Origin of the sequence: Luteimonas deserti, from assembly GCF_013425765.1 — a bacterium.
Lineage (GTDB): Bacteria > Pseudomonadota > Gammaproteobacteria > Xanthomonadales > Xanthomonadaceae > Luteimonas > Luteimonas deserti.
Map to the genome: position 1 here is coordinate 141,598 of NZ_JACCJZ010000020.1, position 25,091 is coordinate 166,688.

The 25,091-nt window shown below is 71.5% G+C and carries 21 protein-coding genes; 11 read left to right on the forward strand and 10 right to left on the reverse strand.

The annotated features are described in order from the left end of the window. Window positions 1-13 precede the first annotated feature (13 nt). On the forward strand, window positions 14-634 hold the full coding sequence (locus H0E82_RS13255) for a glutathione S-transferase N-terminal domain-containing protein (RefSeq protein ID WP_180545930.1): 621 nt from the start codon (window positions 14-16) through the stop codon (window positions 632-634). A gap of 41 nt (window positions 635-675) precedes the next feature. Continuing rightward, window positions 676-1,158: a ClpXP protease specificity-enhancing factor gene (locus H0E82_RS13260; protein ID WP_180545931.1), complete on the forward strand. Its 483-nt coding sequence runs from the start codon at window positions 676-678 to the stop codon at window positions 1,156-1,158. Between the two features lie 305 nt (window positions 1,159-1,463). Here H0E82_RS13260 and H0E82_RS13265 read toward each other — a convergent pair whose 3' ends face one another. The 3 genes from H0E82_RS13265 to H0E82_RS13275 all read right to left on the reverse strand — a co-directional run bounded on the left by H0E82_RS13265 (window position 1,464) and on the right by H0E82_RS13275 (window position 3,583). Continuing rightward, entirely contained in the window at window positions 1,464-1,796 is a 333-nt protein-coding gene (locus tag H0E82_RS13265; protein ID WP_180545932.1) for a DUF3301 domain-containing protein, read from the reverse strand. A gap of 648 nt (window positions 1,797-2,444) precedes the next feature. Continuing rightward, on the reverse strand, window positions 2,445-3,317 hold the full coding sequence (nadC, locus tag H0E82_RS13270; protein ID WP_180545933.1) for a carboxylating nicotinate-nucleotide diphosphorylase: 873 nt from the start codon (window positions 3,315-3,317) through the stop codon (window positions 2,445-2,447). After that, window positions 3,314-3,583, reverse strand: a complete 270-nt coding sequence (locus tag H0E82_RS13275) for a Trm112 family protein (protein ID WP_180545934.1) — start codon at window positions 3,581-3,583, stop codon at window positions 3,314-3,316. The genes nadC and H0E82_RS13275 overlap by 4 nt, the downstream gene beginning before the upstream one ends. A gap of 129 nt (window positions 3,584-3,712) precedes the next feature. On the opposite strand from H0E82_RS13275, the gene purE reads away from it, so the two are divergent. Both purE and H0E82_RS13285 read left to right on the forward strand, forming a co-directional pair. Beyond that, on the forward strand, window positions 3,713-4,216 hold the full coding sequence (gene purE, locus H0E82_RS13280; RefSeq protein WP_180545935.1) for a 5-(carboxyamino)imidazole ribonucleotide mutase: 504 nt from the start codon (window positions 3,713-3,715) through the stop codon (window positions 4,214-4,216). A gap of 124 nt (window positions 4,217-4,340) precedes the next feature. Beyond that, window positions 4,341-5,498: a 5-(carboxyamino)imidazole ribonucleotide synthase gene (locus H0E82_RS13285; protein WP_180545936.1), complete on the forward strand. Its 1,158-nt coding sequence runs from the start codon at window positions 4,341-4,343 to the stop codon at window positions 5,496-5,498. Window positions 5,499-5,587: 89 nt separating this feature from the next. On the opposite strand, the gene H0E82_RS13290 is transcribed toward H0E82_RS13285, so the two are convergent. The 7 genes from H0E82_RS13290 to H0E82_RS13315 all read right to left on the reverse strand — a co-directional run bounded on the left by H0E82_RS13290 (window position 5,588) and on the right by H0E82_RS13315 (window position 14,373). Beyond that, window positions 5,588-6,019 (reverse strand): VOC family protein, encoded by a 432-nt coding sequence (locus H0E82_RS13290; protein WP_180545937.1) that lies wholly within the window; start codon window positions 6,017-6,019, stop codon window positions 5,588-5,590. A 471-nt stretch (window positions 6,020-6,490) separates the two neighbouring features. Continuing rightward, on the reverse strand, window positions 6,491-7,276 hold the full coding sequence (locus H0E82_RS13295; protein WP_180545938.1) for a heme ABC transporter ATP-binding protein: 786 nt from the start codon (window positions 7,274-7,276) through the stop codon (window positions 6,491-6,493). Then, complete coding sequence (locus H0E82_RS16855) at window positions 7,273-8,319, reverse strand: FecCD family ABC transporter permease (RefSeq protein ID WP_235974312.1); 1,047 nt, start codon at window positions 8,317-8,319, stop codon at window positions 7,273-7,275. The genes H0E82_RS13295 and H0E82_RS16855 overlap by 4 nt, the downstream gene beginning before the upstream one ends. Window positions 8,320-8,336: 17 nt before the next feature. Further along, a complete protein-coding gene (locus H0E82_RS16860) occupies window positions 8,337-9,386 on the reverse strand; it encodes a heme/hemin ABC transporter substrate-binding protein (RefSeq protein WP_235974313.1) in 1,050 nt (349 codons plus the stop codon). 67 nt (window positions 9,387-9,453) lie between these two features. Continuing rightward, window positions 9,454-10,833 carry a Vgb family protein gene (locus tag H0E82_RS13305; protein ID WP_180545939.1) on the reverse strand — a complete coding sequence of 460 codons (1,380 nt, stop codon included), beginning with the start codon at window positions 10,831-10,833 and terminating at the stop codon, window positions 9,454-9,456. A gap of 125 nt (window positions 10,834-10,958) precedes the next feature. Beyond that, window positions 10,959-11,990, reverse strand: a complete 1,032-nt coding sequence (locus H0E82_RS13310) for an alpha/beta hydrolase (protein ID WP_180545940.1) — start codon at window positions 11,988-11,990, stop codon at window positions 10,959-10,961. A gap of 121 nt (window positions 11,991-12,111) precedes the next feature. Continuing rightward, window positions 12,112-14,373 carry a TonB-dependent siderophore receptor gene (locus tag H0E82_RS13315; RefSeq protein WP_180545941.1) on the reverse strand — a complete coding sequence of 754 codons (2,262 nt, stop codon included), beginning with the start codon at window positions 14,371-14,373 and terminating at the stop codon, window positions 12,112-12,114. Between the two features lie 263 nt (window positions 14,374-14,636). Between H0E82_RS13315 and H0E82_RS13320 the strand changes: the two genes are divergently transcribed. The 7 genes from H0E82_RS13320 (at window position 14,637) to dhbA (ending at window position 24,352) form a co-directional block, all read left to right on the forward strand. Next, a complete protein-coding gene (locus H0E82_RS13320; protein WP_180545942.1) occupies window positions 14,637-15,845 on the forward strand; it encodes an MFS transporter in 1,209 nt (402 codons plus the stop codon). Continuing rightward, on the forward strand, window positions 15,842-17,014 hold the full coding sequence (locus tag H0E82_RS13325) for an isochorismate synthase (RefSeq protein ID WP_219338547.1): 1,173 nt from the start codon (window positions 15,842-15,844) through the stop codon (window positions 17,012-17,014). The genes H0E82_RS13320 and H0E82_RS13325 overlap by 4 nt, the downstream gene beginning before the upstream one ends. A 27-nt stretch (window positions 17,015-17,041) precedes the next feature. Then, complete coding sequence (locus H0E82_RS13330; protein WP_180545943.1) at window positions 17,042-18,688, forward strand: (2,3-dihydroxybenzoyl)adenylate synthase; 1,647 nt, start codon at window positions 17,042-17,044, stop codon at window positions 18,686-18,688. After that, window positions 18,688-19,323 carry an isochorismatase family protein gene (locus H0E82_RS13335; protein ID WP_180545944.1) on the forward strand — a complete coding sequence of 212 codons (636 nt, stop codon included), beginning with the start codon at window positions 18,688-18,690 and terminating at the stop codon, window positions 19,321-19,323. The genes H0E82_RS13330 and H0E82_RS13335 overlap by 1 nt, the downstream gene beginning before the upstream one ends. Next, window positions 19,320-19,583 (forward strand): phosphopantetheine-binding protein, encoded by a 264-nt coding sequence (locus tag H0E82_RS13340; RefSeq protein WP_180545945.1) that lies wholly within the window; start codon window positions 19,320-19,322, stop codon window positions 19,581-19,583. The genes H0E82_RS13335 and H0E82_RS13340 overlap by 4 nt, the downstream gene beginning before the upstream one ends. Beyond that, complete coding sequence (locus H0E82_RS13345) at window positions 19,583-23,503, forward strand: non-ribosomal peptide synthetase (RefSeq protein WP_180545946.1); 3,921 nt, start codon at window positions 19,583-19,585, stop codon at window positions 23,501-23,503. The genes H0E82_RS13340 and H0E82_RS13345 overlap by 1 nt, the downstream gene beginning before the upstream one ends. 93 nt (window positions 23,504-23,596) lie before the next feature. Beyond that, window positions 23,597-24,352, forward strand: a complete 756-nt coding sequence (dhbA, locus tag H0E82_RS13350) for a 2,3-dihydro-2,3-dihydroxybenzoate dehydrogenase (protein WP_180545947.1) — start codon at window positions 23,597-23,599, stop codon at window positions 24,350-24,352. The last annotated feature ends 739 nt before the right edge of the window (window positions 24,353-25,091 follow it).

The following is a 25,091-nucleotide window of genomic DNA, read 5'->3' on the forward strand; positions in this document are numbered from 1 at the left end:
CGCGAGTGCATCCATGCGAAATGTCCTGACGCTGTTTTCCTCGGTCGATGATGTGCTGTGCCACCGCGCGCGCCTGGTGCTGGCGGCGAAGGGCGTCACCTACGACATGGTCGTGGTGGATCCGCAGAACCCGTCCGAAGACCTGATCGACCTCAATCCCTACCATTCGGTGCCGACCCTGGTCGAGCGCGAGCTGGTGCTGTACGCGGCGAGCGTGGTGAGCGAATACCTCGACGAGCGTTATCCGCACCCGCCGCTGATGCCGGTGGATCCGCTGTCGCGTGCGCGCCTGCGTCTGGCGATGCTGCGCATCGAACACGACTGGGTGCCCCAGGTGCAGGCGATCCAGATGGGCAACAAGGCCCAGGCCGAAACGGGGCGCAAGCGCCTGAAGGAACTGCTGACCGCGTCGGTCCCGTTGTTCAAGGCCAGCAAGTTCTTCCTCAACCCGGAAATGAGCCTCGCCGACTGCGCGATGGCGCCCATCGTCTGGCGCCTGCAGGCCCTGGAGATTCCATTGCCGCGCGATGGCGCCAAGGCGATCGAGGACTACGGCAACCGCATCTTCCGCAGCCCGGGCTTCGTGCGCAGCCTCACGCCGCAGGAGCGCGCGCTGCGGCCGCTGCCCGAGTGAGTGCCCGGTTCGCGGCGCTGCTGAGTCGTTAGACTGTCGGCATGACGGAACGATCTCCCGCGATGACCAGCCACCGCCCGTACCTGTTGCGGGCGTTGTACGAATGGATTGCCGACAACGGCATGACCCCGCACATCCTCGTCGATGCGCGCCTGCCCGGCGTGCGCGTGCCTGCGCATACGGTCAAGGATGGCCGGGTGGTGCTCAACATCGCGGATCGCGCGGTGGCCAAGCTCGAAATGGACGACGACAGTGTGCGTTTCTCGGCGCGCTTCGGCGGTGTGAGCCAGGCGGTGATGGTGCCGATTCCGGCGGTGCTCGCGATCTACGCGCGTGAGACGGGGCAGGGCATGGCCCTGCCCGAGGACATCGTCGGCTCGACCGAGGACGGGATGCACGACGACGCGGACACCGACGAGCGGCCGGCGCTCGAGGCCATCGACGGCCAGGGCCCGGACGAGCCCCCGGACGACGGCGGGCCGCCGCCGGAGCCACGCCGCGCGCATCTGCGCGTGGTCAAGTAGGGCGGCCCTGCGGCCGCTGGAGGCCGCGCAGCCGCCGACCGGTGAATGCCGCTGTACCCGGGACCCGGGTCAATGGGGTCCAGGACGTCCGGCCATCCCGCGTTGTGCGCGCTGGCGAGGTTCGACAGTGCCGGAGCCGCTCGCGACGAGGCCCCGACGGGTGGCATCCCGGTACCGGATGCGCCGGGCGCGGAACGACCGGACGCCGTGGCCGCCGTTGCGAACCGGACACATGGTTGCGCGCCCTGAGGGCGCTGTTCCGGCTGCGTGGTTCGGCCTGATGGCGCGTCGACGCGCCGCCACGCTCAGGACAGCGTGGCGACCTGCGGGCGCGCCGGACCGCTGAAGGCGACGAGCTGGTCTCCGCGCAACACCAGATGCCCGATGTGGCGTTGCACGCCGTCGTCGGAATACTCGAAGCGGAAACTGCGTTCGACGCGCAGGCGGCCATCGTCGCCGCGGCGCAGGCGCATCGAATGCGCGTGCACGCTCTGGTCGAGCCACTGCACGCCCGCTCGCGCGCAGGCGTCGCGGCCCAGCCGACCGGCGCGTTCGGCGGCCGCACGCGCGGCGCTCCACCACTGGAACGCGGCGAAGCCGGCCAGCATCGTGAAGATCATCGTCGGGAAATCGGGCATGCGCGCACTGTGGCGGTGCGACGGCGCGGGCGCAAGCGTGCTCGCGGGCCGGAGCGTTGCTCCACCCGCGACTGCGGCCTCGACACGTCGCGCAGCAGGCGCGCGTGGCCGCCGCGCACGGCGCCCACGCGATCGGGAGCGGACGCCGTCGGGGTCGCGGTGCAGCGCAACCCGGCACGTCGCCTCGCGCGTGTGGTCGCGACCCGCGACGCGGCGTGGACGACGGCGACAGCCGCTCGATGCGCGGGTCCGCGTGTCCGGCACCGGGTGACGACGCGCCGCCATCGGTCGGATCGGCAGGCGCCCCGGCGCTGCGCGGACACGCAGCGGGCGTGCCGGGGTTCCATGGGCGCGGCAGCACGAGGCGAGGCGCCGCCGCGAGGACGTCGCGACGCGGTGTGGTCGGCCCTGCGCCTCGCACCGCCCGGATCTCCGCGAGGGCCCGGCGGGCGCAGCGCACGCGCCCGCGAACAGGGAGACGGGTGTCCGGCGTCCGGGTCCGAGGGCGCGGCGCGTAGAGGCTGCGCGGGAATCCCGATGCAAGTGTCGGTGCGGCGACGCGCCGGATCGTGCGCTTCAGGCCCGCCGCGTTCGCGGCAGGTGTCGGAGCGATGCGGCATCGTCCGCCTCCGTCTGTGCACCAGCGTGTCAGCCCGGCGCCGGTCCCAGTTTCAGCGACAGGTCGATCGCCCGCACGTGCTTGGTGAGCCCGCCGATGGAGATGCAGTCGACACCGTCCTGCGCGATCGCGCGCAGTCCGTCGAGATCCACGCCGCCGGACACTTCCAGCGGAATGCGGCCATCGAAGGGCGCCGCACGCGCGATGCGCACCGCCTCGCGCCGGGCGGCCGCATCGAAGTCGTCGATCAGCACGCGGGTGCAGCCCGCGGCCAGTGCGTCACGCAGCTCGTCCAGGGTCTCCACCTCGACGATCAGGGGCAGATCCGGACTCGCAGCGCGCGCGCGTGCGATCGCCCCGGCGATACCGCCGGCCGCGCGGATGTGGTTCTCCTTGAGCATCACCGCGTCGTAGAGGCCCATGCGATGGTTGTGCCCGCCGCCCACCCGGACCGCGTACTTCTGCGCCTGGCGCAGGCCGGGCAGGGTCTTGCGGGTGTCGAGGATGCGGGTGCCGGTACCGGCCACCGCTTCGACGTGGCGCGCGGTGGCGGTGGCGGTCGCGCTCAGGGTCTGCATGAAGTTCAGCGAGGTGCGCTCGGCGCTGACCAGCGCCCGTGCTCGGCCGCGCAGGGTGGCGAGGACGGTGCCCGCGACCACACGGTCGCCTTCCGCCACACGCCAGTCGATCGCCACGTCCGGATCCAGGCGCCGGTGGCAGGCGTCGAACCAGGGACGGCCGCAGACCACCGCATCCTCCTTGCACAGCAGGTAGGCGGTGTCCGCGGCGTCGGGCAGCAGCGCCGCGGTGACATCGCCGTCGCCGATGTCTTCGGCCAGGGCCGTCGCGACATCCGCCGCCACCGCGGCGTGCGGCACGGCGAAGCGGTCGTCGCCGGTCATGCCTTGGGGAAATCGGCGACCTGGCCAGTGGCGATGCCGTCTTCCACCAGCAGCACGGGGATGCCGTCGTCCACCCGGTAGACGCGCTTGCGGTCGTGGGTCACGAGGGCTTCCCCGAGCGGCTCGGCCTGCGCGGCGCCATCTTCGCGCCGGACCTCGCCGGCGGCGATCGCGCTGTTGAGCGCGTCGAGTCCGGCGCGGTCGAGCAGGGCGAGCGGCTGGCGGCTGGCGGGGCAGACGAGGATGTCGAGCAGCTTGCGGTCCATGGGTGTCGTCGGGGCTGGATGGAGCGCGACAGCGTAGCACCCGCCCGGCGGCGGACCCGTGCGCCGGAGACGGGCGGCCGCGATCCACGGAACCGGATAAAATGCCGCTTTGTGGCCGGGAACCGTCTGATGACCACCAGTTCCAACCCGCCGAGAGTCGGCATCGTGATGGGCTCGCGTTCCGACTGGGAGACGATGCAGCACGCGGCGCAGAAGCTCGAGCAGCTGGGCATCGCCCACGAGATCCGGGTGGTGTCCGCCCATCGCACGCCCGACGTGCTGTTCGACTACGCGGCGACGGCGCGCGAACGCGGTCTGCGCGCGATCATCGCCGGTGCCGGCGGCGCGGCCCACCTGCCGGGCATGCTGGCGGCCAAGACCGCCGTGCCGGTGCTCGGTGTGCCGGTGCAGTCGAAGGCGCTCAACGGCCTGGATTCCCTGCTGTCGATCGTGCAGATGCCGGCCGGCGTTCCCGTGGCCACGTTCGCGATCGGCAACGCCGGCGCGGCGAATGCGGCCCTGTTCGCCGCGGCGATGCTGGCCTCGGGCGATGCCGGCGTGGCCGAGGCCCTGGACGCCTTCCGCGCCCATCAGACCGATGAAGTCACCGCGCACGACGATCCGCGCCGATGACCTCCCACGTCCGGTTTGAAGCGTTCTCCCCTATGCGACGCACGTCCGTGGCCTGCCGCACGTCGCGACGCGGTGCGCAGCGTTGCAGCGCCGCATCCCCGCACGCGCCGGCGCGGAGGCGCGCATGACGACCGTCGGCATCCTCGGCGGCGGCCAGCTCGCGCGGATGCTCGCGCTGTCGGGCGCGCCGCTCGGTCTGCGCCTGCTGGTGATGGACACCGCAGACGACGCCTGCGCAGGGCAGTTCGCGCCTCTGCTGGTCGGCGATTACCGTGACGAAGCCGCGCTGGCGGAGTTCGCGGGCAAGGTCGACGTCGCCACGTTCGACTTCGAGAACGTGCCCGCCGAGAGTGCGCGCTGGCTGGCGGACCGGATCCCGGTGTTTCCCAATCCGGGCGCGCTGGCACTCACCCAGGACCGGCTGGCGGAGAAGACCCTGTTCCGCGAGCTCGGCATTCCGGTGCCGGACTTCGCGGATGTCGCCACGCGCGCCGATCTCGAGACGGCCGTCGCGCATATCGGCACGCCGTGCATTCTCAAGACGCGGCGGCTGGGCTACGACGGCAAGGGCCAGTTCCGGATCAAGTCGCCTGCCGATCTCGATGCGGCATGGACGGCCCTGGGCGCGCAGGCGTCGAGCGTCGGGCTGATCCTGGAAGGGTTCGTCGCGTTCCAGCGCGAGCTCAGCGTGGTCGCCGTGCGCGGACGCGACGGCGAATTCCGCGCCTGGCCGCTGACCGAGAACTGGCATGTCGACGGCGTGCTTTCGGCCAGCCTCGCACCGGCCCGGGTCGATACGGCGCTGCAGGCGACGGCGATGGCGCACGCGCAGGCGATCGCCGAGCGCCTCGACTACGTCGGGGTGTTCGCGCTGGAACTGTTCTGTCGCGACGGCGAGCTGCTCGCCAACGAGCTGGCGCCGCGCGTGCACAACTCCGGCCACTGGACCATCGAAGGCGCCGAAACCTCGCAGTTCCAGAACCATCTGCGTGCCGTGCTGGGCCTGCCGCTCGGCGACACCTCGGTACGCGGCATGGCGTGCATGCTCAACTGGATCGGGACGATGCCCGAGGCCGCGCCGGTGCTGTCGGTCGCAGGCGGGCACTGGCACGATTACGGCAAGCAGTCGCGCGACGGGCGCAAGGTCGGCCACGCCACGCTGCGCGCCGACGGGGCGGAACGCCTGGCCGTGCGGCTGGCGGATGTCGGTGAGGCGCTGGGACGTCAGGCGCAGGTCGCACCGGTGGTGGCGCGGCTGCGCGAGACCCCATCGAGCGAATGATCATCGTCGACGGTCCCGCGGCCTCAGCGGGGCGTTGAGTCCGTGACAGGCGGTCGCGGCATGCGCATCGAACGGCGCGGGCGGCCGGTCTAGGCCCGGGACGGGTCCGCCCACGGGTCGTAGCTGCCGAACCACCAGAGATGGCCTTCCGGGTCGCGGCAGGCATAGCCGCGACCGCCATAGGGCTGGTCGGCGATCGGCTCGACGATCTCCGCCCCGGCGGCCCTGGCCCGTGCGTAGTGCGCGTCCACGTCGGCGACGACGACGCACGGGCCCTGGGTGGTGCGGCCGTCGAGATCGCGCGGCTGGGTGATCAGTCCGCCCCAGGCGCCGTCACGCTGGGTGGACCCGAGCATCAGCATGCCGGTGCCGAACACCAGCTGCGCGTGGTGCACGGTGTCGCCGTCGGCGTACACGGCCTGGGCCTCGAAGCCGAACGCCTCGCACAGCCAGTCGAGCATGCGGCGCGCATCGTCGTAGCGCAGGCAGGGAATGATCGTAGAACCGGCGGCGGACGGCATGCGCGTGACCTCGTGCGGGTGGACCGGCGCGCCAGAGGGAGTGCGCCCCGGGCGTCGAGGACGCGCCTCGGCGAGCGGAGACCATAGCGCGGTTCCGGCGGCCTGCGGAGCGTGGAGGGCCACGGCGCACGGGGCGTCGACCGGGGCGCCGTGGTCCCGACGGAATCGCCGGGCCGTTCCCCCGCGCAGGCCTCGGGGGCGTCGAACGAGCTGGCCGGTTCACCGGTTCGAGGCTCGACGGCGGCTTTAGAGATGCGCGCGGGCCCGGGCAGGCTTCGCGTCCGATCGCGCTGCGCCATAGGCCGCTGCGCCTGCCGGACTCTCCCGAAGACGGCTCGCGGCGTCCGTCCGGGTGCACCGGGCTCAGGACGGCGCCGCTGCGCGTCGCGGTGCGTCAGTGGCGGTGGGGATGGATCGCGGACACCTTGAAGGGTCGTGAGCTGTCCGCAGGAAACCCGCAGCGGGCCCGCGTCAGCGCGGGTCGTCGCTGACCACCAGCGGCACGCCGCGGGTGGGGTGCTCGAGCACCAGCACGGGCTGGGCATAGACGTGTTCGATGGTCTCGCGGGTGAGCACCTCGCGCGGACGTCCATCGGCGGCGATGCGCCCGGCATGCAGCATGACGATGCGATCGGCATGGCCCGCGGCCAGGTTGAGATCGTGCAGCACCACGATGACGCAGGCCCCGGCATCGGCGAGGCTACGCGCGATCCGCAGGACGGCCTCCTGGTGCTGCAGGTCGAGCGCGGCTGTCGGCTCGTCGAGGAACACCACCGGCGTGGTCTGCGCCAGCACGCGGGCGAAGGCGGTGCGCGACGCTTCGCCGCCGGACAGGGTCTGCACGTCGCGCGCGCCGAGATGGGTGACGTCGGCAGACCCCAGGGCGGCCTCGACGATGCGGTCGTCGGCCGCCGGGTCCGGTGCATGCGGCAGCCGGCCCATCGCGACGACTTCGCGCACGCTGAAACCGAAGCGCACGGCGTGATCCTGCGGCAGCACGCTGCGCTCGCGCGCCAGTGCCCTGGCCTTCCAGTCACCCAGGTCCGCGCCGGCCAGGCGCACCCGGCCCGCAGCCGGCACCAGGTCGCCACTGGCGACGGCCAGCAGCGTCGACTTGCCGGCGCCGTTCGGTCCGACCAGTGCGGTCAGCGTGCCGCGTGCGAACTGCAGGTCCACCGCATCGAGGATCGCGCGTCCGTCGATGCGCACGCTCACGCCGTCGAGTGCCAGCACAGCATGCGTGAGGTCGTCGCTCATGCCGCGCCCCTGCGCCGCAGCACCAGCCACAGGAAGAACGGCGCACCGAGCGCAGCCGAGAACAGGCCGAGCGGAATCTCCGACGGTGGATCGAGACTGCGTGCCGCGGTGTCGGCGACGACGATCAGCAGGCCGCCGGCGACCGCCGACAGCGGGATCAGCCAGCGGTGGCCGGGCCCGGCGAGCAGGCGCACGAAATGCGGCACGACCAGGCCGACGAAGCCGACCACGCCGGCGAACGCCACCGCCGAGCCGACCAGCAGCGCGCAGACCGCGATCAGCATCAGGCGCGCGCGTTTGACGTCCAGGCCGATGTGCTGGGCCTGGCGTTCGCCCAGCGCCAGCATGTCGAGCGGCGTCGCCAGTGCGCGCAGGGCGAACGCACCGAGGGCGAATGCAGGCAGCGCGGCCAGCATCGACGTCCAGTCGGCCATCGCCAGCGACCCCATCTGCCAGAACACCAGCGACTGCAGGTCGTCGGCATCGGCGATGTAGGTGAAGAAGCCGATCGCCGCCGAGCATGCGGCCGCGATCGCGATGCCGACCAGCAACAGCGTCGCGGTGCCGGTGCTGCGATCGGGGCGCGCGAGCAGGTAGATCAGGGTCGTCGTCGCCGCGCCGCCCAGGAACGCGGCCACCGGGATCGTCCATGCGCCGAAGGCGGTGACGCCGAGCACGATCGCGCCGACCGCGCCCAGCGCCGCGCCATGGGTCACGCCGACGATGCCGGGATCGGCGAGCGGATTGCCGAACAGCCCCTGCAGGCCGGCGCCGGCCATCGCCAGCGAGGCGCCGACGATCACTGCCAGCAGTGCGCGCGGCACGCGCAGGTTCCACACCACCGAGATGTCGCGCTGGCTCAGGCGTCCGGCATCGACCAGGCCGAGCTTGTGCGCGATCACGTGGACGACGTCGCCGGGCGGAATGCGCAGCGGTCCGATGCCGAACGACAGCACGATCACCACCACCAGCAAGGCGAGCAGGCCGGCGCACAGGAGCCCGCCCGGTGGGCGCCGGACCAGGCCGCTGCGGCGTGTGTGCATGGCGCCCGACGCGCCGGTCATGTGCCCGCGGGGGCGTCGAGTTCGATGGCCAGCGCCGCCAGCGCTTCGGCCAGTGCGATCGCTCCGGCGCCACCGGCGATGCTGCTGACCTTGAGTTGGGTGTCGGGCATCACCCAGACCCGGTTGGCGAAGCCGGCCGGCGTCTGCGCCAGCGACGGATACGCCTTCCACAGACCGTCGGCCCCGCCGAAGACGCGCAGGTCGTCCTCGCTGACCAGCACCACGTCGGGTTCGGCCGCGACGATGCCCTCGTTGCTGAGCTGCGAATAGTTGGCCACCTTGGCCTCGTCGCCGACGTTGATTCCGCCCGCGAGGCGGATCATCTGCGCCGCGGCCGTGTCGGCGCCGCCCACCGTGGGCGAGCCGCCACCGCCGGTGGCCGACACGTGGATCACGCGCGGCCGCCGCGCGTGCGTCGTCGCGATCCGCGCGGCTTCGTCGAGCTGCTGCTGCACCTGCGCGGCGAGCTGCTCGCCTTCGTCGGCGTGGCCGAACACCGCGGCGAGCTTGCGCACCTTGTCGGGGATCGGCTGCAGTTCGTCGACGATCACCAGGGCCTGGCCGGCGTCGCGCAGCGGCTGGGCGAGCTTGCCGTGGCGACGCAGGCTGTTGCCCACGAACAGCGTGCCGTCGAGGCTGAGGATGCCTTCCACCCCCGTGGTGCGGTTGAACAGGAAATGATGCCGGGCGTTGCGGCCGGTCTCGGTGACCGCGTTGGTCGGCGCGGCGAACACCTGGTCCGACAGGCCGAGCGCCTCCATGACCATCACGATGTCGTCGTTGCCGACGATCGTGCGCGACGTATCGGTGATCGTGACGTCCACGCCGTCGTCGGAACGCAGCGTGACAGGCAGATCCTGCCGCGAACGTTCGACCCGCGGGATGTCGCTGCCGGCCACCCTGCGCCAGCCCTCCGGCAGTGCGTCGCGCGACGCCGCGACCGGGGCGCGGGTCGCGCCCGCCTCCGGCGCCGGCCCGGAGGGCGTGCATGCGGCCAGGGCGCAGGCCAGCGCGAGGAGCAGTGGAGCGTGGCGGCGTGCGGACATCGACGGGTTCCGGTACGGATTGAATGCGACGGCGACCGGACTGCCGGCCGCCGCTGAAGCCGCGATTTTAAAGGGTTTTCGGCCGGATCCGGCGGATCTGGTCGCCTGCCGCGTCGTCCGCGCCACGCGACTTGTTGATCGCGTACACCGTGCCGTCGCCGACCGGCAGGACGTGGTTGGGGAACGTGCCCCCGTCGAGGTTGGCGACGATGGTGCCGTTCGCGTCCACCGCCGTGATCGTGCCGGCGCCGCGGCTCGCCACATAGGCCAGCTTCGTGTGCGGATCGAAGGCGACGTACACGGCGCCGGCGCCGACGTAGACGTCGTGCAGCACCTCGCCGGTATCGGCGTTGGCGATCACCAGGTTGTCGCTGCCCTGCGCGGCGACGTAGAGGCGGCGTCCCTCGGGATCGATCGCGACGCCGATGCCACCGTTGATGGTCGGGAAGCGGAACATGTTGTCCACCGCGCCGGTGGCGCCATCGAGCACCACGACCTCGCCGGTCGACAGCCCCACGGAGTACAGCTTGCCGGCCACCGGGTCGAGGGTCAGCGCCATCGGGCCGAATTCCCCGCCGCGCACCTTCGACTCCACGGTCAGGTCCTGCACGACCTCGAGCGTCGTCGCGTCGAACGCCACGAACTTGCCGCCGCCGAAGCCGCTGGCCCAGACGCGGTTGTCCTTGGTGTCCACGACCAAATCGCGGCCGTGCGGCAGGACGCCCGGTTCGAACTGCTTGACCAGCGACAGGTCCGACTGGCGGTAGACGGCCACGGTGTCGTCGCGCGTGTTCGTGACCCAGACGTTGCCGTTGGCATCGTCGACGGCGACGCCGTAGACGGCGTAGACGCGGCCATCCGTCTGGCCCTCGACCTGCGCCGGCGTGACGCGTGCGGTGATCTCCAGCGTCTGCGGATCCACCTTGAGGAGTTCGGACTGCTTGACCGGCGGCCGGCCCACGGCCGCGGTCACGAACAGCGCATCGTTGCGCGCGCTGTAGGCCACCTGGTAGAGGCCCTGCACCAGATCATTGGTGGCCACGTCGAAGCGATCCGCGCCCGACAGCGGCACGTCCTTGGAGACCTTGAGCTCGATCACGGCAGCGGCATCCGGGTTGGCGACACGCACGACCACCGGATGGCGGCCGACGGACGCATCGGCAGGCACCTGCACCCGGCCGCCGATACGGCCTTCGGCATCGGCGGTCCAGGGACGGTTGAGCACGGTCTCGCCGCGCAGCAGGGTCACGGACTGGCCGGGTTTGAAGCCCTGGCCGGTCATCTCGACCGAATCGCCGGCCTTGATCACCGGGCTCGCGGCGCGCACGGCGCCCTTGAAGTCGGGATCGGGCTGGGCGAAGCCCTGCGCGCCGGCGACGCCGGCAGCGGCGCAAAGGGCAAGGGACAGGGCAGCGAACCGCAGGCGACGCGAGGACAGCTTTTGCATGACGAACTCCTGGAGCTGGGGTTTGGCCGGCGCTGGATGGCACCGGCTCGAGACTGCGGGGTGTATGTGGATCGCCGTCATGCCACGGACGAGCGTCTTTGCGCGGATGTCCTGCGCCGGGCTGCTCACCGCGCCGGCTCCACGCCGTCGGCACGGCTCGGGGTGTCGCTGTGGTCGGCGATCCCGGTGACCACGTGCAGCGCCCACATCAGCGAGGCGCGGAACATCGGGCCATGGGTCAGCCCGTGGAATTCGCGGTAGGTCACCTGCAGTCCGTCGACCGCCGACAGGCGCCCGGCAAGTTTCTCGGCCGAGTCCGGCGGCGCCGCCGCGATGCGGCGCAGGTGCACCTGCACGCGCGGATCGCCGAGATCGCGGTGCGCGACCTGGCGTTCGCCGCCGCCCAGGCCGATCAGCACGCGGGCCCGGCGCCCGGCGTTGTGGGCCACGAACCGCTGCTCGGGCGCGCCGAGCAGGGCGCCATCGCCCCACCACAGCGACGGGCTGCCGGCGGCATAGGTGTCGAAGGCGCCCGCGCGGGTGTAGAGCGTATGCAGGGCGAACAGGCCCGCCAGCGAATGGCCCCACAGGGTCTGGCGGTCGGGGTCGGTGGGCACGCGGCGCGCGACCTCGGGGCGCACGTCGCGCTCGATCACCTCAAGCAGCGCATCCCCGCCGCCGCCGCCGGTGATGGTGGTGCCGTCGCGCACCGGACGCTCGCCGGGGAACGGGGTGTAGTCGCGCGTGCGCGCTTCGGAATCGATGCGCAGGTCGTTGGCGTAACCCACGAACACCAGCGCATGCGGCACCGGCTGCGCGGCGAGTTCGGCGAGCAGGGCCTGATCGAACTCGATCAGCGCGGCATTGCCGTCGAGCATCCAGAACGCCGGCCAGCCGCCTTCGGGCGCATCGCCCTTCGGCGCCGCGACATGGACGCGCCAGATCCGCTGGCCATCGGCGCTGCGCACCTCGAACCGTTCGAACGCGTAGTGCGGCGAGGGCTGGCTGGCGACGGTCTCGCCGATCGAGCGCGTCGGATCACGCTGCTGCGCGGACGCGGCCTGGGGCACGGCCTGCAGCGCGAACAACAGGCCGGCGGCCGCGGCGAGCGTGGTCAGGCGCAGCGGACGGGTGGCGGAGGATCTGCGGAGCGTCATGCGGGGCATCGTGGGTGCGGGGTCCGATCTTCGGGCGACGAGCCGGATGCGTCCAGGTTGTCGCGGCGTGGAGGCCGGACCGCAGTGGGTCCGTGCGGATGCGGCCCGAGGCCGCGTTGCATCAGAAGCCGATGTGCATGCTGACGTAGTAGGCGCGGCCGGGCTCGTTGTAGGTCGCAGCGCCGGCCTGGCTGCTGCTGGATTCGCGGAACAGCTGCTTGTCGAGCACGTTGTTGACGCCGCCGCCGAGGCTCACGGTGTGGGTGATCCGGTAGCGCGCGCCGAGGCCCCAGACGCTGTAGGGCCCCCGCACCTGGCGCAGCGACGCGCAATCGGCACCGGCCTCGCTGCAACGGTCGTCGTTGTTCATGTCGCGCGTCGCCGGTTCCTGGCGTCCATAGAAGGTGCCGGTGAGCAGCAGCGACAGCGCGTCGCTGGCCTGCCAGTCGAGCGAGGTGTTGACGGTGTATTCGGGAATCACCGACAGCGGCTGGCCGGTCAGCTTGTTCTCGTTTTCGATCATCCAGGTGACGTTGTTGTTCCACTTCAGCACGTCGCCGCGGGTCCCGAGCAGCGGGATGTTGAGATTGCCTTCGAGTCCCTGGACCACGGCCTCGGGGGCGTTATCCCAGCGGAAGATGCGCGCCGGCTGCACGCCCGGCGGCGGCTGTGTCTGTCCCACCGGCACGTAGCCCGAGACGATCTTGTCCTCGTAGTCGTTGTGGAAGTACGTCAGCGAGGCATGGTGGCCACTGGCCGGCGCCCATTCGATGCCGATTTCCTTGTTGAGGCTGGTCTCGGCGTCGAGGCCGGCGTTGCCCTGCACGTAGCAGCCCGAACCCAGGCTGGCGTAGGTGTCCGGGCAGCCGTTGCCGCGCGTGTAGTAGAGGTAGCTGGGGTTGGACTGGTAGAGGTTGGGCGCCTTGAACGCGCGCGCCACGCCGCCCTTGAGCTTGACCTCGTCGTTGATCGCGAACTGCACGTTGAGGCTGGGGCTGGTGTTGTTGCCGAACTGGCTGTGGTGGTCGAAGCGCAGGCCCGGCGTGACGATCCAGCGCTCGCCCAGGTAGATGTTGTCCTCGATGAAGCCTGCCGTGGTGCGCGCCTCGGCCCGACCGCCGCCGCGGGACGGGTCGAGGCCCGGGACACCGCCGCCGGCGCTGCCGGACTGCGACACCGAGTAGGGATCTTCCAGTTCGCTGTCACGGTGTTCGAAGCCGACCGTCCAGATGTGCTCCGCCGCGCCCAGGGTCGTGGGCAGGCTGAACTCGCCATCGATGGCGGCATTGCGCAGGCGCGAGGTGGACCAGGCATGGGGATCCCCGATCGAGCCTTCGGGCCCACCGGCGAGACCTTCGTTGAGGCGCTTGTTGTTGGTGCCTTCGAAGGCCAGCGTGAGGCGCGAGGACCCGTCGCCGAAGCGCCCGCGGTGGGTCAGCGCACCGCTGTTGCGGTACATGCGGTTGGTCTCGGCGCCGGCATTGGCCAGTTCGGTGAGCAGCGGGGTGCCGTCGAGGCTGACCGCGCGATCACCGGCGAAGATATTGCCCTGGCGGCTGGTGCCGGCCTCGAATTCGAGCACGTGCGCGTCGCTGATATCCCAGCGCAGCAGCGCGTTGAGGTCGCGGTTGCGCACGCCCTCGCGGCCGGCCGGCGGGGTGACGCCGTTGCCGGTGAGGAAATCGGCGTTGAGGTCGAGCGAATCGGCGTCGGTCTTGTTGACGTTGCCGTATAGGCGGAACGACAAGGCATCGGTCAGCGGGCCGCTCAGGGTCACGCCGGCGCGCTGGCTGCCGCCTTCATCGCCGTGCTGCGGGACCTGGCCGAACAGGCTCAGCGCGCCGGTCAGCTCGCCGGTCGGGCGCCTGGTGATGATGTTGACCACGCCGCCGGATGCGCCGGAGCCGTAGCGCGCCGCAGCCGGGCCGCGCAGCACCTCGATGCGCTCCACCGCCTCGGCCGGCACCCAGTTGGTGTCGCCGCGGGTGTTGCGCTCGCCGCTGCGGCCCATGCGGATCGAATCGCGCGAGCCGACCGGCTTGCCGTCGACCAGGATCAGGGTGTTTTCCGGCCCCATGCCGCGCAGGTCGATCTGGCGGTTGTTGCCGTACTGGCCCGAGGCGCTGTTTCCGGTGAGGTTGACGCCCGGCATCGTGCGGATCAGTTCCGACAGATCGTTCGCCGGCGGTCGGCGCTCGATGTCCTCGACCGTGATGACCGAGCTGCCCAGGGCCTGGCGCGCGATTGCCGCGGCGGTCACGCGGACGGTATCGAGTTCGGTCGCTTCCCCGGTGTCGGAGGTCTGGGCCAGGGCGGGCGTGGTGAGCAGCAGGGCAAGCGACACGAACAGGGCGGTACGGGTCTGGCGACGGGACGGGGACATCGGGGGGGAGGCTCCGGCGGAGAAGACGCGCCTTGGCGGTTTGGCAGGCGATGGGCCGCCGTATCGGCGGGGAGCGGCGATAGTAGAATTAATGCGAACAATTCTCAATCACCCGACTCGGACGACTGCTGCGTCCCACTGCAGCGCCATCCGCTCAAATGCGACCTGTTATCATTCTCCCACCAGAGCCGGGCTCCGGCATTCCTTCCAGGCACGCGGCGCCGTCCTCCTGCGCTGCCGTGCGCGCCGTCGATCGAGACCAGATGCACACCGCGACTACCACGCGTCCTGCCGCTTCCGCCCTGCCGGTGCTGGTGTTCACCGCGCTCACGGGCACCATGGCGATGATGGCGTTCGTGGCCGTGGTCGGGCCGGTCGTGCGCCTGCTGGGCCTGGCGGAATGGCATGCCGGCCTGTCGGTCACGGCCGCCGGCGTGTTGTGGATGCTGTCGGCGCGACGCTGGGGCCGCCTGAGCGACCGAATCGGACGCCGCCGTGTGCTGCTGGCCGGACTGGCCGGATACGCGGTCGTCTACATCGTGATGGCGGTGTTCGTGGATTCGGCCTTGCGCGCGCCGCCTGCGGTCTGGCTCTCGGTCGTCGTACTGGTGGCGACCCGCGCCCTGGTCGGCCTGTTCTATGCGGCGATTCCCCCGACCGCAGCGGCGATGGTGGCCGACGAGGTAGCGCCGGGCCAGCGCGGCGCGGCAATGGCCAAGCTCGGTACGGCCAATGCGCTGGGCATGGTGCTGGGCCCGGCGGCTGCCGGCTGGATCGCCTTCCACAGCATCGCCATGGCGCTGTACGTCGCCGCTGCGTTGCCGCTCCTCGCGCTCGCGGTGTTGTGGTGGCGGCTGCCGGACACGCCGCCGGTCGACGCCGCGTCCCGGAACCCCCGGCCACCGATGGCGCTGGCCGATGCGCGGCTGCGGCTGCCGCTGATGACCGTCTTCGCGGCCATGGTGTCGGTGAGCATCGCCCAGGTCGTGGTCGGGTTCTTCGCGATCGACCGGCTGCAGCTTTCTCCCGCCGATGGCGCGCGCGTGGCCGGCCTGTCGCTGACCGTGGTCGGCATCGGCCTGGTGTTGGCGCAGGCATTGGTGATGCGCTTGAGGTCGGTGGCACCCGCGCGCTGGATCACGGTGGGGGCGCTGGTCTCGGGCGCAGGCTTCGCCTCGGTGGCCCTGATCGGCACGCAGTGGCAGCTGCTGCTGGCCTACGGCGTCTCTGCGTTCGGCATGGGCCTGGTGTTTCCCTCGTTCCAGGCGCTGGCGGCCGATTCGGTCGAAGCGCACGAGCAGGGCGCGGCTGCCGGTACCGTTGCGGCTGTGCAGGGCATGGGCATGATCGCGGGTCCGCTGCTCGGCACCGTGCTCTACCGCTGGTCGCCGGCGCTGCCGTATCTGTTCGTCGGCATCGTGCTCGCTTCGCTGGCAGCCGTGGCCGCGACCCATCCGGCGCGCCGCGCATGAGCGCCGTCGCCCGCCCGATGCCCCCTGCGCAGGCCGCCGGGGACGACCATGGGACCGACGGTTTCCGTCTGTCCGCGCCCGGCCGGCACCTGGCCACCGAAGGCGTGCAGGCCCGTCTGCCCGCCGGTGCGACGTCCACCCTCGGGGCGCGTGTCGGTGCGTTCTTCTCGGCGACGCGGTCCGGGCCGGATCTGCTGGTCGGGGCGCTGCCGTTCGATCCCCACCACGACGACGCGCTGTACCAGCCGCTGCAGCGCTCGGCCAGGCCTGCCGGCACCCAGCCCGCGCCCGCTGGGCGCGTGATCGCGACTGCCGAGCAGCCCTCCGCCGACGACTATGCAAGCGCGGTGGGGCGCTGCATCGAGCGCCTGCGTGCAGCGCCGGACGGCGCCGAGGCACTGCGCAAGGTGGTGCTGGCGCGCGGGCTGCGGGTGGAGGCGGACGCGGCGATCGACCCGCACGCGCTCGCCGTGCGGCTCGGCCGCGATGCCAGCGTGACCACCTATGTCGTGCCGCTGCCGGTGGCGCCCGGTGAGGCGCCGGCGTGGCTGGTCGGCGCCACGCCCGAGCTGCTGGTGTCGCGGCGCGGGCGGGAGGTCGTGTCGCATCCGCTCGCGGGTTCGGCGCGGCGCCTTGGCGACGGCGCTGCCGATCGCGCCTGCACCGATGCCCTGCTGGCGTCGGCCAAGGACCTCGGCGAACACCGTTTCGTCGTGGAGGCGATCCTCGACGGCTTGGCGCCGCTGTGCAGCCAGCTGCGCGCGCCGCCACGGCCGTCGCTGCTCGCGACCGAGACGATGTGGCACCTGGCCACGCGGATCACCGGCACCCTGAAGAACGCAGAGACGTCCTCGGCCACGCTCGCCGGACTGTTGCATCCGACCCCGGCGGTCTGCGGCACGCCGCGGCTGCCGGCGCTGCAGGCGATCCGCGCGCTCGAGCCCTTCGACCGTGGCTTCTACGCCGGCGCGGTCGGCTGGACCGATTCGTCCGGCGATGGCGACTGGTACGTCTCCATCCGCTGCGCGCGGGTGCAGGGCAATGCGATGCACCTCTTCGCCGGGGCCGGTATCGTGGCCGACTCCGTGCCCGCGCTCGAGGTCGAGGAGACCGCGGCGAAGTTCATGGCCTTGCGTAATGCGCTGGGCATCGACGACGCCCGCGCCTGAGCGACGCCCCTGAAGACGATGTACCGCATGTCCGATCCGACACCCCGAATACCGCTGCTTCAGCGCTGGCCCGACGCATTCGTCGCGCGCTACCGCGCTGCGGGCCACTGGCGCGGCGAGACCTTCCCCGGTTTCCTGCGCGAGCGCGCGTCGCGTTGCGCGCACTCGATCGCCGTCGTCGGCGGCGACACGCGCTGGACCTATGCGCAGCTGTGGACCGAGGCCGAGCGCATCGCCGCCGGCCTGCTCGCGCAGGGGCTTGCACCGGGCGACCGTGTGGTGGTGCAGCTGGGAAACGTCCCGGAATTCATCGCCGTGGTCAGCGCGCTGTTCCGCGCGCAGCTGGTGCCGGTCTACGCGTTGCCCGCACACCGTCTCACCGAAGTCGCGCACTTCGCGCGCAAGGCCGAGGCCTGCGCCTACGTCTGCGCGGAGCGCTATGAGGCGTTCGATTACCGCGCACTGGCCCGCCAGCTACAGGCGGAAGTGCCGGCGATGCGGCATGTGTTCGTCGTCGGAGATGCCGCGGAGTTCGTGTCCATCGCAGCGCTCGACGGCGCGCGCGATGCGCTGCCGGGCGATCCCGATCCGCAGTCGGTCGCATTCCTGCAGATTTCCGGCGGCAGCACCGGCCTGTCGAAGCTGATCCCGCGCACCCACGACGACTACATCTACAGCTTCCGCGCCAGCAACGATCTGTGCGGTATCGGCGCGGACAGCGTCTACATGGTCGCGCTGCCGGCCGCGCACAACTTCCCGATGAGTTCGCCGGGCTTCTTCGGCGCGCTGTATGCCGGCGCGCGCGTCGTGCTGAGCCCCGGTCCGGGGCCGGACGCCGCGTTTCCGTTGGTCGCACGCGAGCGCGTGACCTGCGTCGGCCTGGTGCCGCCGCTGGCGCTGCTTTGGGCCGATGCCGCGGGCAAGACCGCGTTCGATCTGTCGAGCCTGCAGGTGCTGCAGGTCGGCGGCGCCAAGCTGGTGCCGGAAGCCGCGCGGCGCGTGGTCGCGGGCCTGGGTTGCCGGCTGCAGCAGGTGTTCGGCATGGCCGAAGGTCTCGTGAACTACACCCGCCTCGATGATCCCGACGAACTCGTACTGACCACACAGGGCCGGCCGATCAGCGACGACGATGAGGTGCTGGTGGTCGACGACCACGGCGCCCCGGTCGCCGACGGCGAGATCGGCCATCTGCTCACGCGTGGCCCGTACACGATCCGCGGCTATCACAACGACGATGCGGCGAACACGCGGTCGTTCACCGACGACGGCTTCTACCGCACCGGTGACATGGTGCAGCGGCTGCCGAGCGGGCATCTGATCGTGCAGGGCCGGGCAACCGACCACATCAACCGCGCCGGCGAGAAGATCTCGGCCGAGGAGATCGAAGACCATCTGCTCGCGCACCCGCAGGTGTTCGATGCCGCGGTGGTGTCGATTCCCGACGACTTCCTCGGCGAGCGCAGCTGCGCGTTCGTGATTCCGGGCGATACGACGCCGCGTCCGGCCGAGCTGAAGGCCTGGGTGCGCGGACGCGGCCTGGCCGCGTTCAAGGTGCCGGACCAGATCGTGTTCGTCGATGCGTTCGGCACCACGGCGGTCGGCAAGATCAGCAGGCGGGAACTGCGTGCGCAGCTGCGCGCGCGTTTCCTCGACGAGCAGAAGGACGCCGGCTGATGGGCCTGCCGAAGATCGCACCGTATCCGCTGCCGACGGCCGACGAATTGCCGGCCGCGCGCGGCCAGTGGACGCCCGAAACCTCTCGCGCCGCGTTGCTCGTCCACGACATGCAGCGCTATTTCCTCGCCGCATTCGCGCAGGACGACGCGCCGTTGGCGCCCGCGCTCGAGAACCTCGCGCGCCTGCTCGCGCATTGCCGCGAGCGCGGCATTCCGGTGTTCTTCACCGCGCAGCGCGGCAACCAGGACCGGCGCGATCGCGGGCTGCAAGCCGATCTGTGGGGCCCCGGCATGCAGGCGATCCCGGAACACGAAGCCATCATCGACGTCCTGGCACCGGCCGACGGCGACCACGTGCTGGTCAAGCATCGCTACAGCGCCTTCCAGCGCAGCAATCTCGACACGCTGCTGCGCGCGCGTGGCCGTGACCAGCTGCTGATCACCGGCGTCTACGCCCACATCGGCGTGCTGTCGACGGCGACCGAGGCCTTCCAGCGGGATATCGAGACCTTCGTCGTCGCCGACGCGATCGCCGATTTCTCGCGCGCCGACCACGACCTCGCGCTGCACTGGATCGCGCGCACCTGCGGCGTGCCGCTGACCACCGACCGACTTCTGGAACTGCTGCCATGACCACCACCGACCGCACCGGCCCGCTGACCCTCGAGCGCATGCGCGCCGACGTCGCCAAGCTCGTCGGCGAGGCGCCCGAGGACGTGGGCGACGACGACAACCTGATGGATCTCGGCCTCGATTCGATGCGCGTGCTGGGTCTGGTGATGGCCTGGGGCGAACACGGCATCGCGCTGGAGTTCTCGCATCTGGCCGAGCACACCACGCTCGCCGGCTGGTGGCAGGTCGTGCAGGGCCTGCAGCGCGACACGCCCGCCTGATGAGCCCGAAGGCGTCACCTGTCGATACCGATGCCCCCGCATCGGCCACGGCCCGGCCGCTGACCGAAGCGCAGGCCGGGCTCTGGTATGCGCAGCGACTGGCGCCGGACAACCCGGCGTTCAACACCGCGCACGCGCTGTGGATCGACGGCGCGCTGGATGTGGCGGCCTTCACGCGCGCGGCGAACCGGGCGGCCGCCGAGGCGCCGGCGCTTGCGCTGCGCATGCGCGAGACCGGCGATGGGCCTGTGCAATGGATCGATCCGGGACACGCGCCGACACTCGAGCTCATCGATCTGTCGGCCGAGGCTGTGCCTGAAGCCGTTGCACGCGAGGGGATGTCGCGCGATCGCCTGACGCCGGTCGACCCGGCGCGCGACCGCCTCGCGCTGCAACGTCTGTACGTGCTCGGTGGTGATCGCTACGTCTGGTATCTGCGCGTGCATCACCTCGCGACCGACGGCTACGGCATGGCGCTGCTGACCGAACGCGCCTGCGCGCTGTATGCCGACGCATCTGCCTTTGGGTCCTTCGCTCCGCTCGATGGCGTGCTGGCCGAGGACGCGGCGTATCGCGCGTCCGAGAAGCGTGCGACCGATGCGGCCTACTGGCGCGACACGTTGGCCGGCATGCCGGCCGCGACCGGCCTCGGCGGCGGCTTCGCCCACGCTGCGTTTGATTGCCTGCGCCATGTCGAAGCGCTCGATGCGGCGTTCCGTGAGCGCCTCGCACGCGCGGCGGCGGCGCTCGGCCAGCCGTGGCCCGATGTGCTGACCGCACTCACCGCCGCCTACTGCCGGCGTTTCGGCGGGCAGGGCGAGGCGGTCGTCGGCGTGCCCTTCATGGGCCGCCTCGGCAGCGCATCCGCGCGGGTGCCGGCGATGGTCATGAACGTGCTGCCGCTGCGCGTGCCCGCGTCGCCCGATGCGCCCATCGCGGAATTCGTGCAGACGATGGTCCGCGCCCTCCTGCGCGGCCGCCGGCATGGGCGCTACCGCGGTGAACAGCTGCGGCGCGACCTCGGCCTGATCGGTGGCCAGCGCCGCCTGCATGGTCCGCTGATCAACGTGCAGCCGTTCTACCGGCCAGTGGCGCTCGCCGGCACGCACGCGTCGATGGAAATCCTCGCGACCGGACCGGTCGACGACATCACACTCGGCTTCCGGGGCGATGGCGTGCAGGCGCTCGATCTCGAGATCGAGGCCAATCCCGATCTGTATTCGGCCGTGGACGTCGCCGCGCATGCGGCGCGGCTGCGCGGTTTTCTCGTCGCCGCATTCGAACTCGCGTCCCGACCCGATGCCTGCCTCGACGACGTGCCGCTGGCGACGCCGGCCGAAGCCGCGCGGACGCTGTTCGACTTCAACGCCACCGCGCATCCGCTTCCCGACACGACGCTGACCGCGCTGATCGAAGCGTCGATGGCGACGACGCCCGATGCGCCGGCGCTGGTCTTCGACGGCAAGGTGCTGACCTACCGCGACCTCGACACCCGCAGCCGCGCGCTCGCGCAGGCGCTGCGGGCGTGCGGCGCCGGGGCCGACACCGTGGTCGCGGTCGCCCTGCCGCGCTCGATCGAACTGGTGGTCGCGCTGGTCGCCGTGCTGCGCGCGGGGGCCGCGTATCTGCCGATGGACCTGGCCCATCCGATCGATCGGCGTGCACGCATCCTGCGGTCCGCGCAGCCGGTCGCGCTGCTCGCGCTCGATGACGACGGCATCGATTGGCCGGACGCCGTGCCGCGTCTGGCACCGCGCGAATGGCCGCGGACCGCGGGCGACACCGCGCTGCCGGCGGTCGCCCCGCAGCACGCGGCCTACGTCATCTACACCTCCGGCTCGACCGGCGCGCCGAAGGGCGTCGTCGTCGAGCATCGCGCGATCGTCAACCGACTCGAATGGATGCGTAGCCACTACGGCATCGACGCCTCCGACCGCATCCTGCAGAAGACTCCGGCCACGTTCGACGTTTCGGTCTGGGAATTCTTCCTGCCGCTGCTCGCCGGCGCCACGCTGGTGGTCGCGCCGCCTGACGCGCACCGCGATCCGGTCGCGATCGCGCGGCTGGTGCGTGAGTGCGGCATCACCACGCTGCATTTCGTGCCGTCGATGCTGGCCGCGTTCCTCGCAGCACCGGAAGCCCGCGGGCTGTCGCTGCGTCGCGTGTTCGTCAGCGGCGAAGCGCTGGATGCGGATCTGCGCGACCGCTTCCACGCGTCCATGAAGTCGGAACTGCACAACCTCTACGGCCCGACCGAAGCCGCGGTCGACGTCAGCTTCTGGCCGGCGGGCGCGCAGGACACCTCGCGCCCGGTGCCGATCGGCTTCCCGGTCTGGAACACCCGTCTATACGTGCTCGATGCACGCATGCGCGCGCTGCCGCCCGGTGTGGTCGGCGATCTGTATCTCGGCGGCGTGCAGCTCGCGCGCGGGTATCTGGGCCGCGACGATCTGACCGCCGAGCGCTTCTGCGACGATCCGCATCGGCCCGGCGAACGCATCTACCGCACCGGCGATCTCGCCCGCTGGCGCGATGACGGCGCGCTCGAGTTCCTCGGCCGCAGCGATCACCAGGTCAAGCTGCGCGGCCTGCGCATCGAACTGGGCGAGATCGAAGCGGCGATGGTCGGCAGCGGATTCGCATCGCAGGCGGCGGTCATCGTGCGCGAGGACCGGGCAGGGGATCGGCGACTCGTCGGCTATCTGCAAGCAACCGGTGAATTCGATGCCGCGGCACTGCGCGCTTCCATCGCCGCGCAGTTGCCGGACTACATGGTACCGGCCGCCTTCGTCGCACTCGCCGACTGGCCGGTCACCGCCAACGGCAAGCTGGACCGCGACGCGCTGCCGGCGCCCGCATTCGAAGTCGGCCCGCTCGCGCCGCCGCGCACGCCGACCGAGACCGCACTCGCGGCGCTGTTCGCCGAAGCGCTGGGCATCGAGCGCGTCGGCGCGGATGCGGATTTCTTCGCGCTCGGCGGTGATTCGCTGCTCGCCGTGCATCTGCTGCTCGCAATCCAGCAGCGCTTCGGTCGCGATCCCGGACTCGGCGCCCTGTTCGCCAGCCCGACCGTCGCAGGACTGGCTGCCGCGCTCGATGCCGGCGCGGGCGAGGATCCCGACCATGGCCTGGCGCCGGTGATCGCACTCGCGCAGGGCGAGGCGCAGCATGCACCGGTGTTCGTGGTGCATCCTGCCGGTGGCATCGCCTGGTGCTACCGCGAACTGGCGCGCAGCCTCGCGCCGGCGCGCAGCGTCTACGGCCTGCAGTCGCCGGCGCTCGATCTCGCCGAGCCGCTGCCGGGCAGCATCGATGCCCTGGCGGCCGAGTACGCCGGACGCGTCATCGCGCTGCAGCCGACGGGCCGGGTGCATCTGCTGGGCTGGTCGGTCGGCGGCATCCTCGCCCAGGCCATGGCCGTGCGCCTGCGCGCCCTCGGCCGCGAGATCGGTGTGCTCGCATTGCTCGACGCGTATCCGGCCGAGGTGTGGCGGGCGGAACCCGAACCCGATCCGGTCGCTGCGTTGCGGGCCTTGCTGGCGATCGCCGGCTATGACCCGGACGCGTATCCGGAGCTGCAGAGCCGCGAAGCCATCGTCGACTTCCTGCGCCGCGGCGACAGCGCGCTCGGCAACCTGCCCGGGGCCGTGCTCGACGGCGTGGTGCGGGCGGTCACCGACACCAACCGGCTCGTGCGCCTGCATCACCATGGATATTTCGACGGCGCTCTGCTGCATGTCCGCGCCGGACGCGACCACGCCGACCAGCCGCAACTGCAGTCGGCGCTGTGGGCGCCGCATGCGGCGCAGGTCGATTCGATCGAACTGCCGTTCCTGCATGCCGAGCTGACCGGCCGCGATGCGACCGCGCGCATTGCGCCGTTGCTCGATGTCCGGCTGGCGATGTTCGACCCCATGTAGGAGCGCGCTCCTACAATCGCGGTGGGGCAGGCGCATCGCGAGACCGGGCGTGCCTCCCACTCCCCACCGCCATCACCGATCCGGGACATCCGCATGCAACTCACAGGCTTCGACGGAAAGATCGCCCTCGTCACCGGCGCCGCCGGTGGCATCGGTGCAGCGGTGGTGCGGGCCTTGCGTGACAGTGGCGCGGTGGTCGTTGCGAGCGATCGCGTCGCGCCGTCGTCCGAGCACGGCGAGCATTCGTTCGTGCTCGACGTCACCGACGCGGCCGCGGTCGATGCCCTGGTGGCGCATGTCGAAGCGGACCTGGGGCCCATCGATGTCGCCGTCAACGTGGCCGGCGTGCTGTCGACCGCACCGGTGCTGGAGCTCACGACCGACGAATGGCGCCGCACGTTCGCGGTCAACACCGACGGCGTGTTCCATGTCTCCCAGGCGCTGGCCCGGGTGATGGCGCCACGGCGCCGCGGTGCGATGGTCACCGTCGGCTCGAACGCCGCGGGCGTCCCGCGCCAGAACATGGCGGCCTACGCGGCATCCAAGGCCGCGGCGGCGATGTTCGTGCGCTGTCTCGGCCTGGAACTGGCACCGCTCGGGATCCGTTGCAACATCGTCGCACCGGGCTCGACACGCACGCCGATGCAGACCGGCATGTGGACCGACACCGGGGGCGAGGCGCGCACGATCGCCGGCACGCTCGAAACCTTCAAGAGCGGCATCCCGCTGGGCAAGCTGGCCGAACCCGGGGACATCGCGAACGCGGTGATGTTCCTGCTGTCGGACCAGGCAGGCCACATCGCGATGAGCGATCTCTACGTCGACGGCGGCGCCACGCTGCGGGCTTGAAGCGCGCCGGGCGCCTGGCTCCGTGCCCGGACACGGCTCGCGAGCGGCCATCGTCCGCTGAGTGAGCAGTCCGCGCGGGCGGATCGGCCGGCAACGGTGATGCCGCCAGTGACCCATGGCATCGGCCGCAGTCTTCGACAGCACCCGGGGCGTCCGCCTCCGCGAACAGGCGCTTGCCCGGTGCAGCCCCGATGCGGATCCCGCAGAACTGGCCCTCGACCTGGGCGCTCGGCCTGATCCTGTGTGCGGCCCGCCGCACTGGCGGGGAGGGGATCGGAGACTCGCCACGGAGCAGCGGCATGCGGCGAGCCCCTGCCTCGAATTGCGCGACCTTGGCGCGGAGCGGGTGCGCAATTGCCAGCCCAGCGCTCGGCACACGGGGGATCCTGCGTGGCGAACCCGGCCGTTGGCGCCGCGGGACTCAGCGCCCCCGACGCCGCCCGACGCGCCACAGGCATTGCGACGTGAGCATCGCCTGGCGACCGCGCGTCGTGATCCTCCGCTTCCCCTGTCTGCTTGCATGCGGGTGTCCGTATCGACCACCGCATGGAGGCGGGTGACGGTTCGCGCCGGGTCACGTCGGATGGATACTCCAGGCGGGGCTTCGCGACGATCAGGCTGCGCGCGTGCGCGAGGCATGTCCGGGCTGCAGCGTCGGAGGGCGGCCGCCGCCGCGGTACGTTGCCTGCTGCACCGTCGCTTGTCCGGCGCCTGGCCGGAGACGACACACATGCGAGGG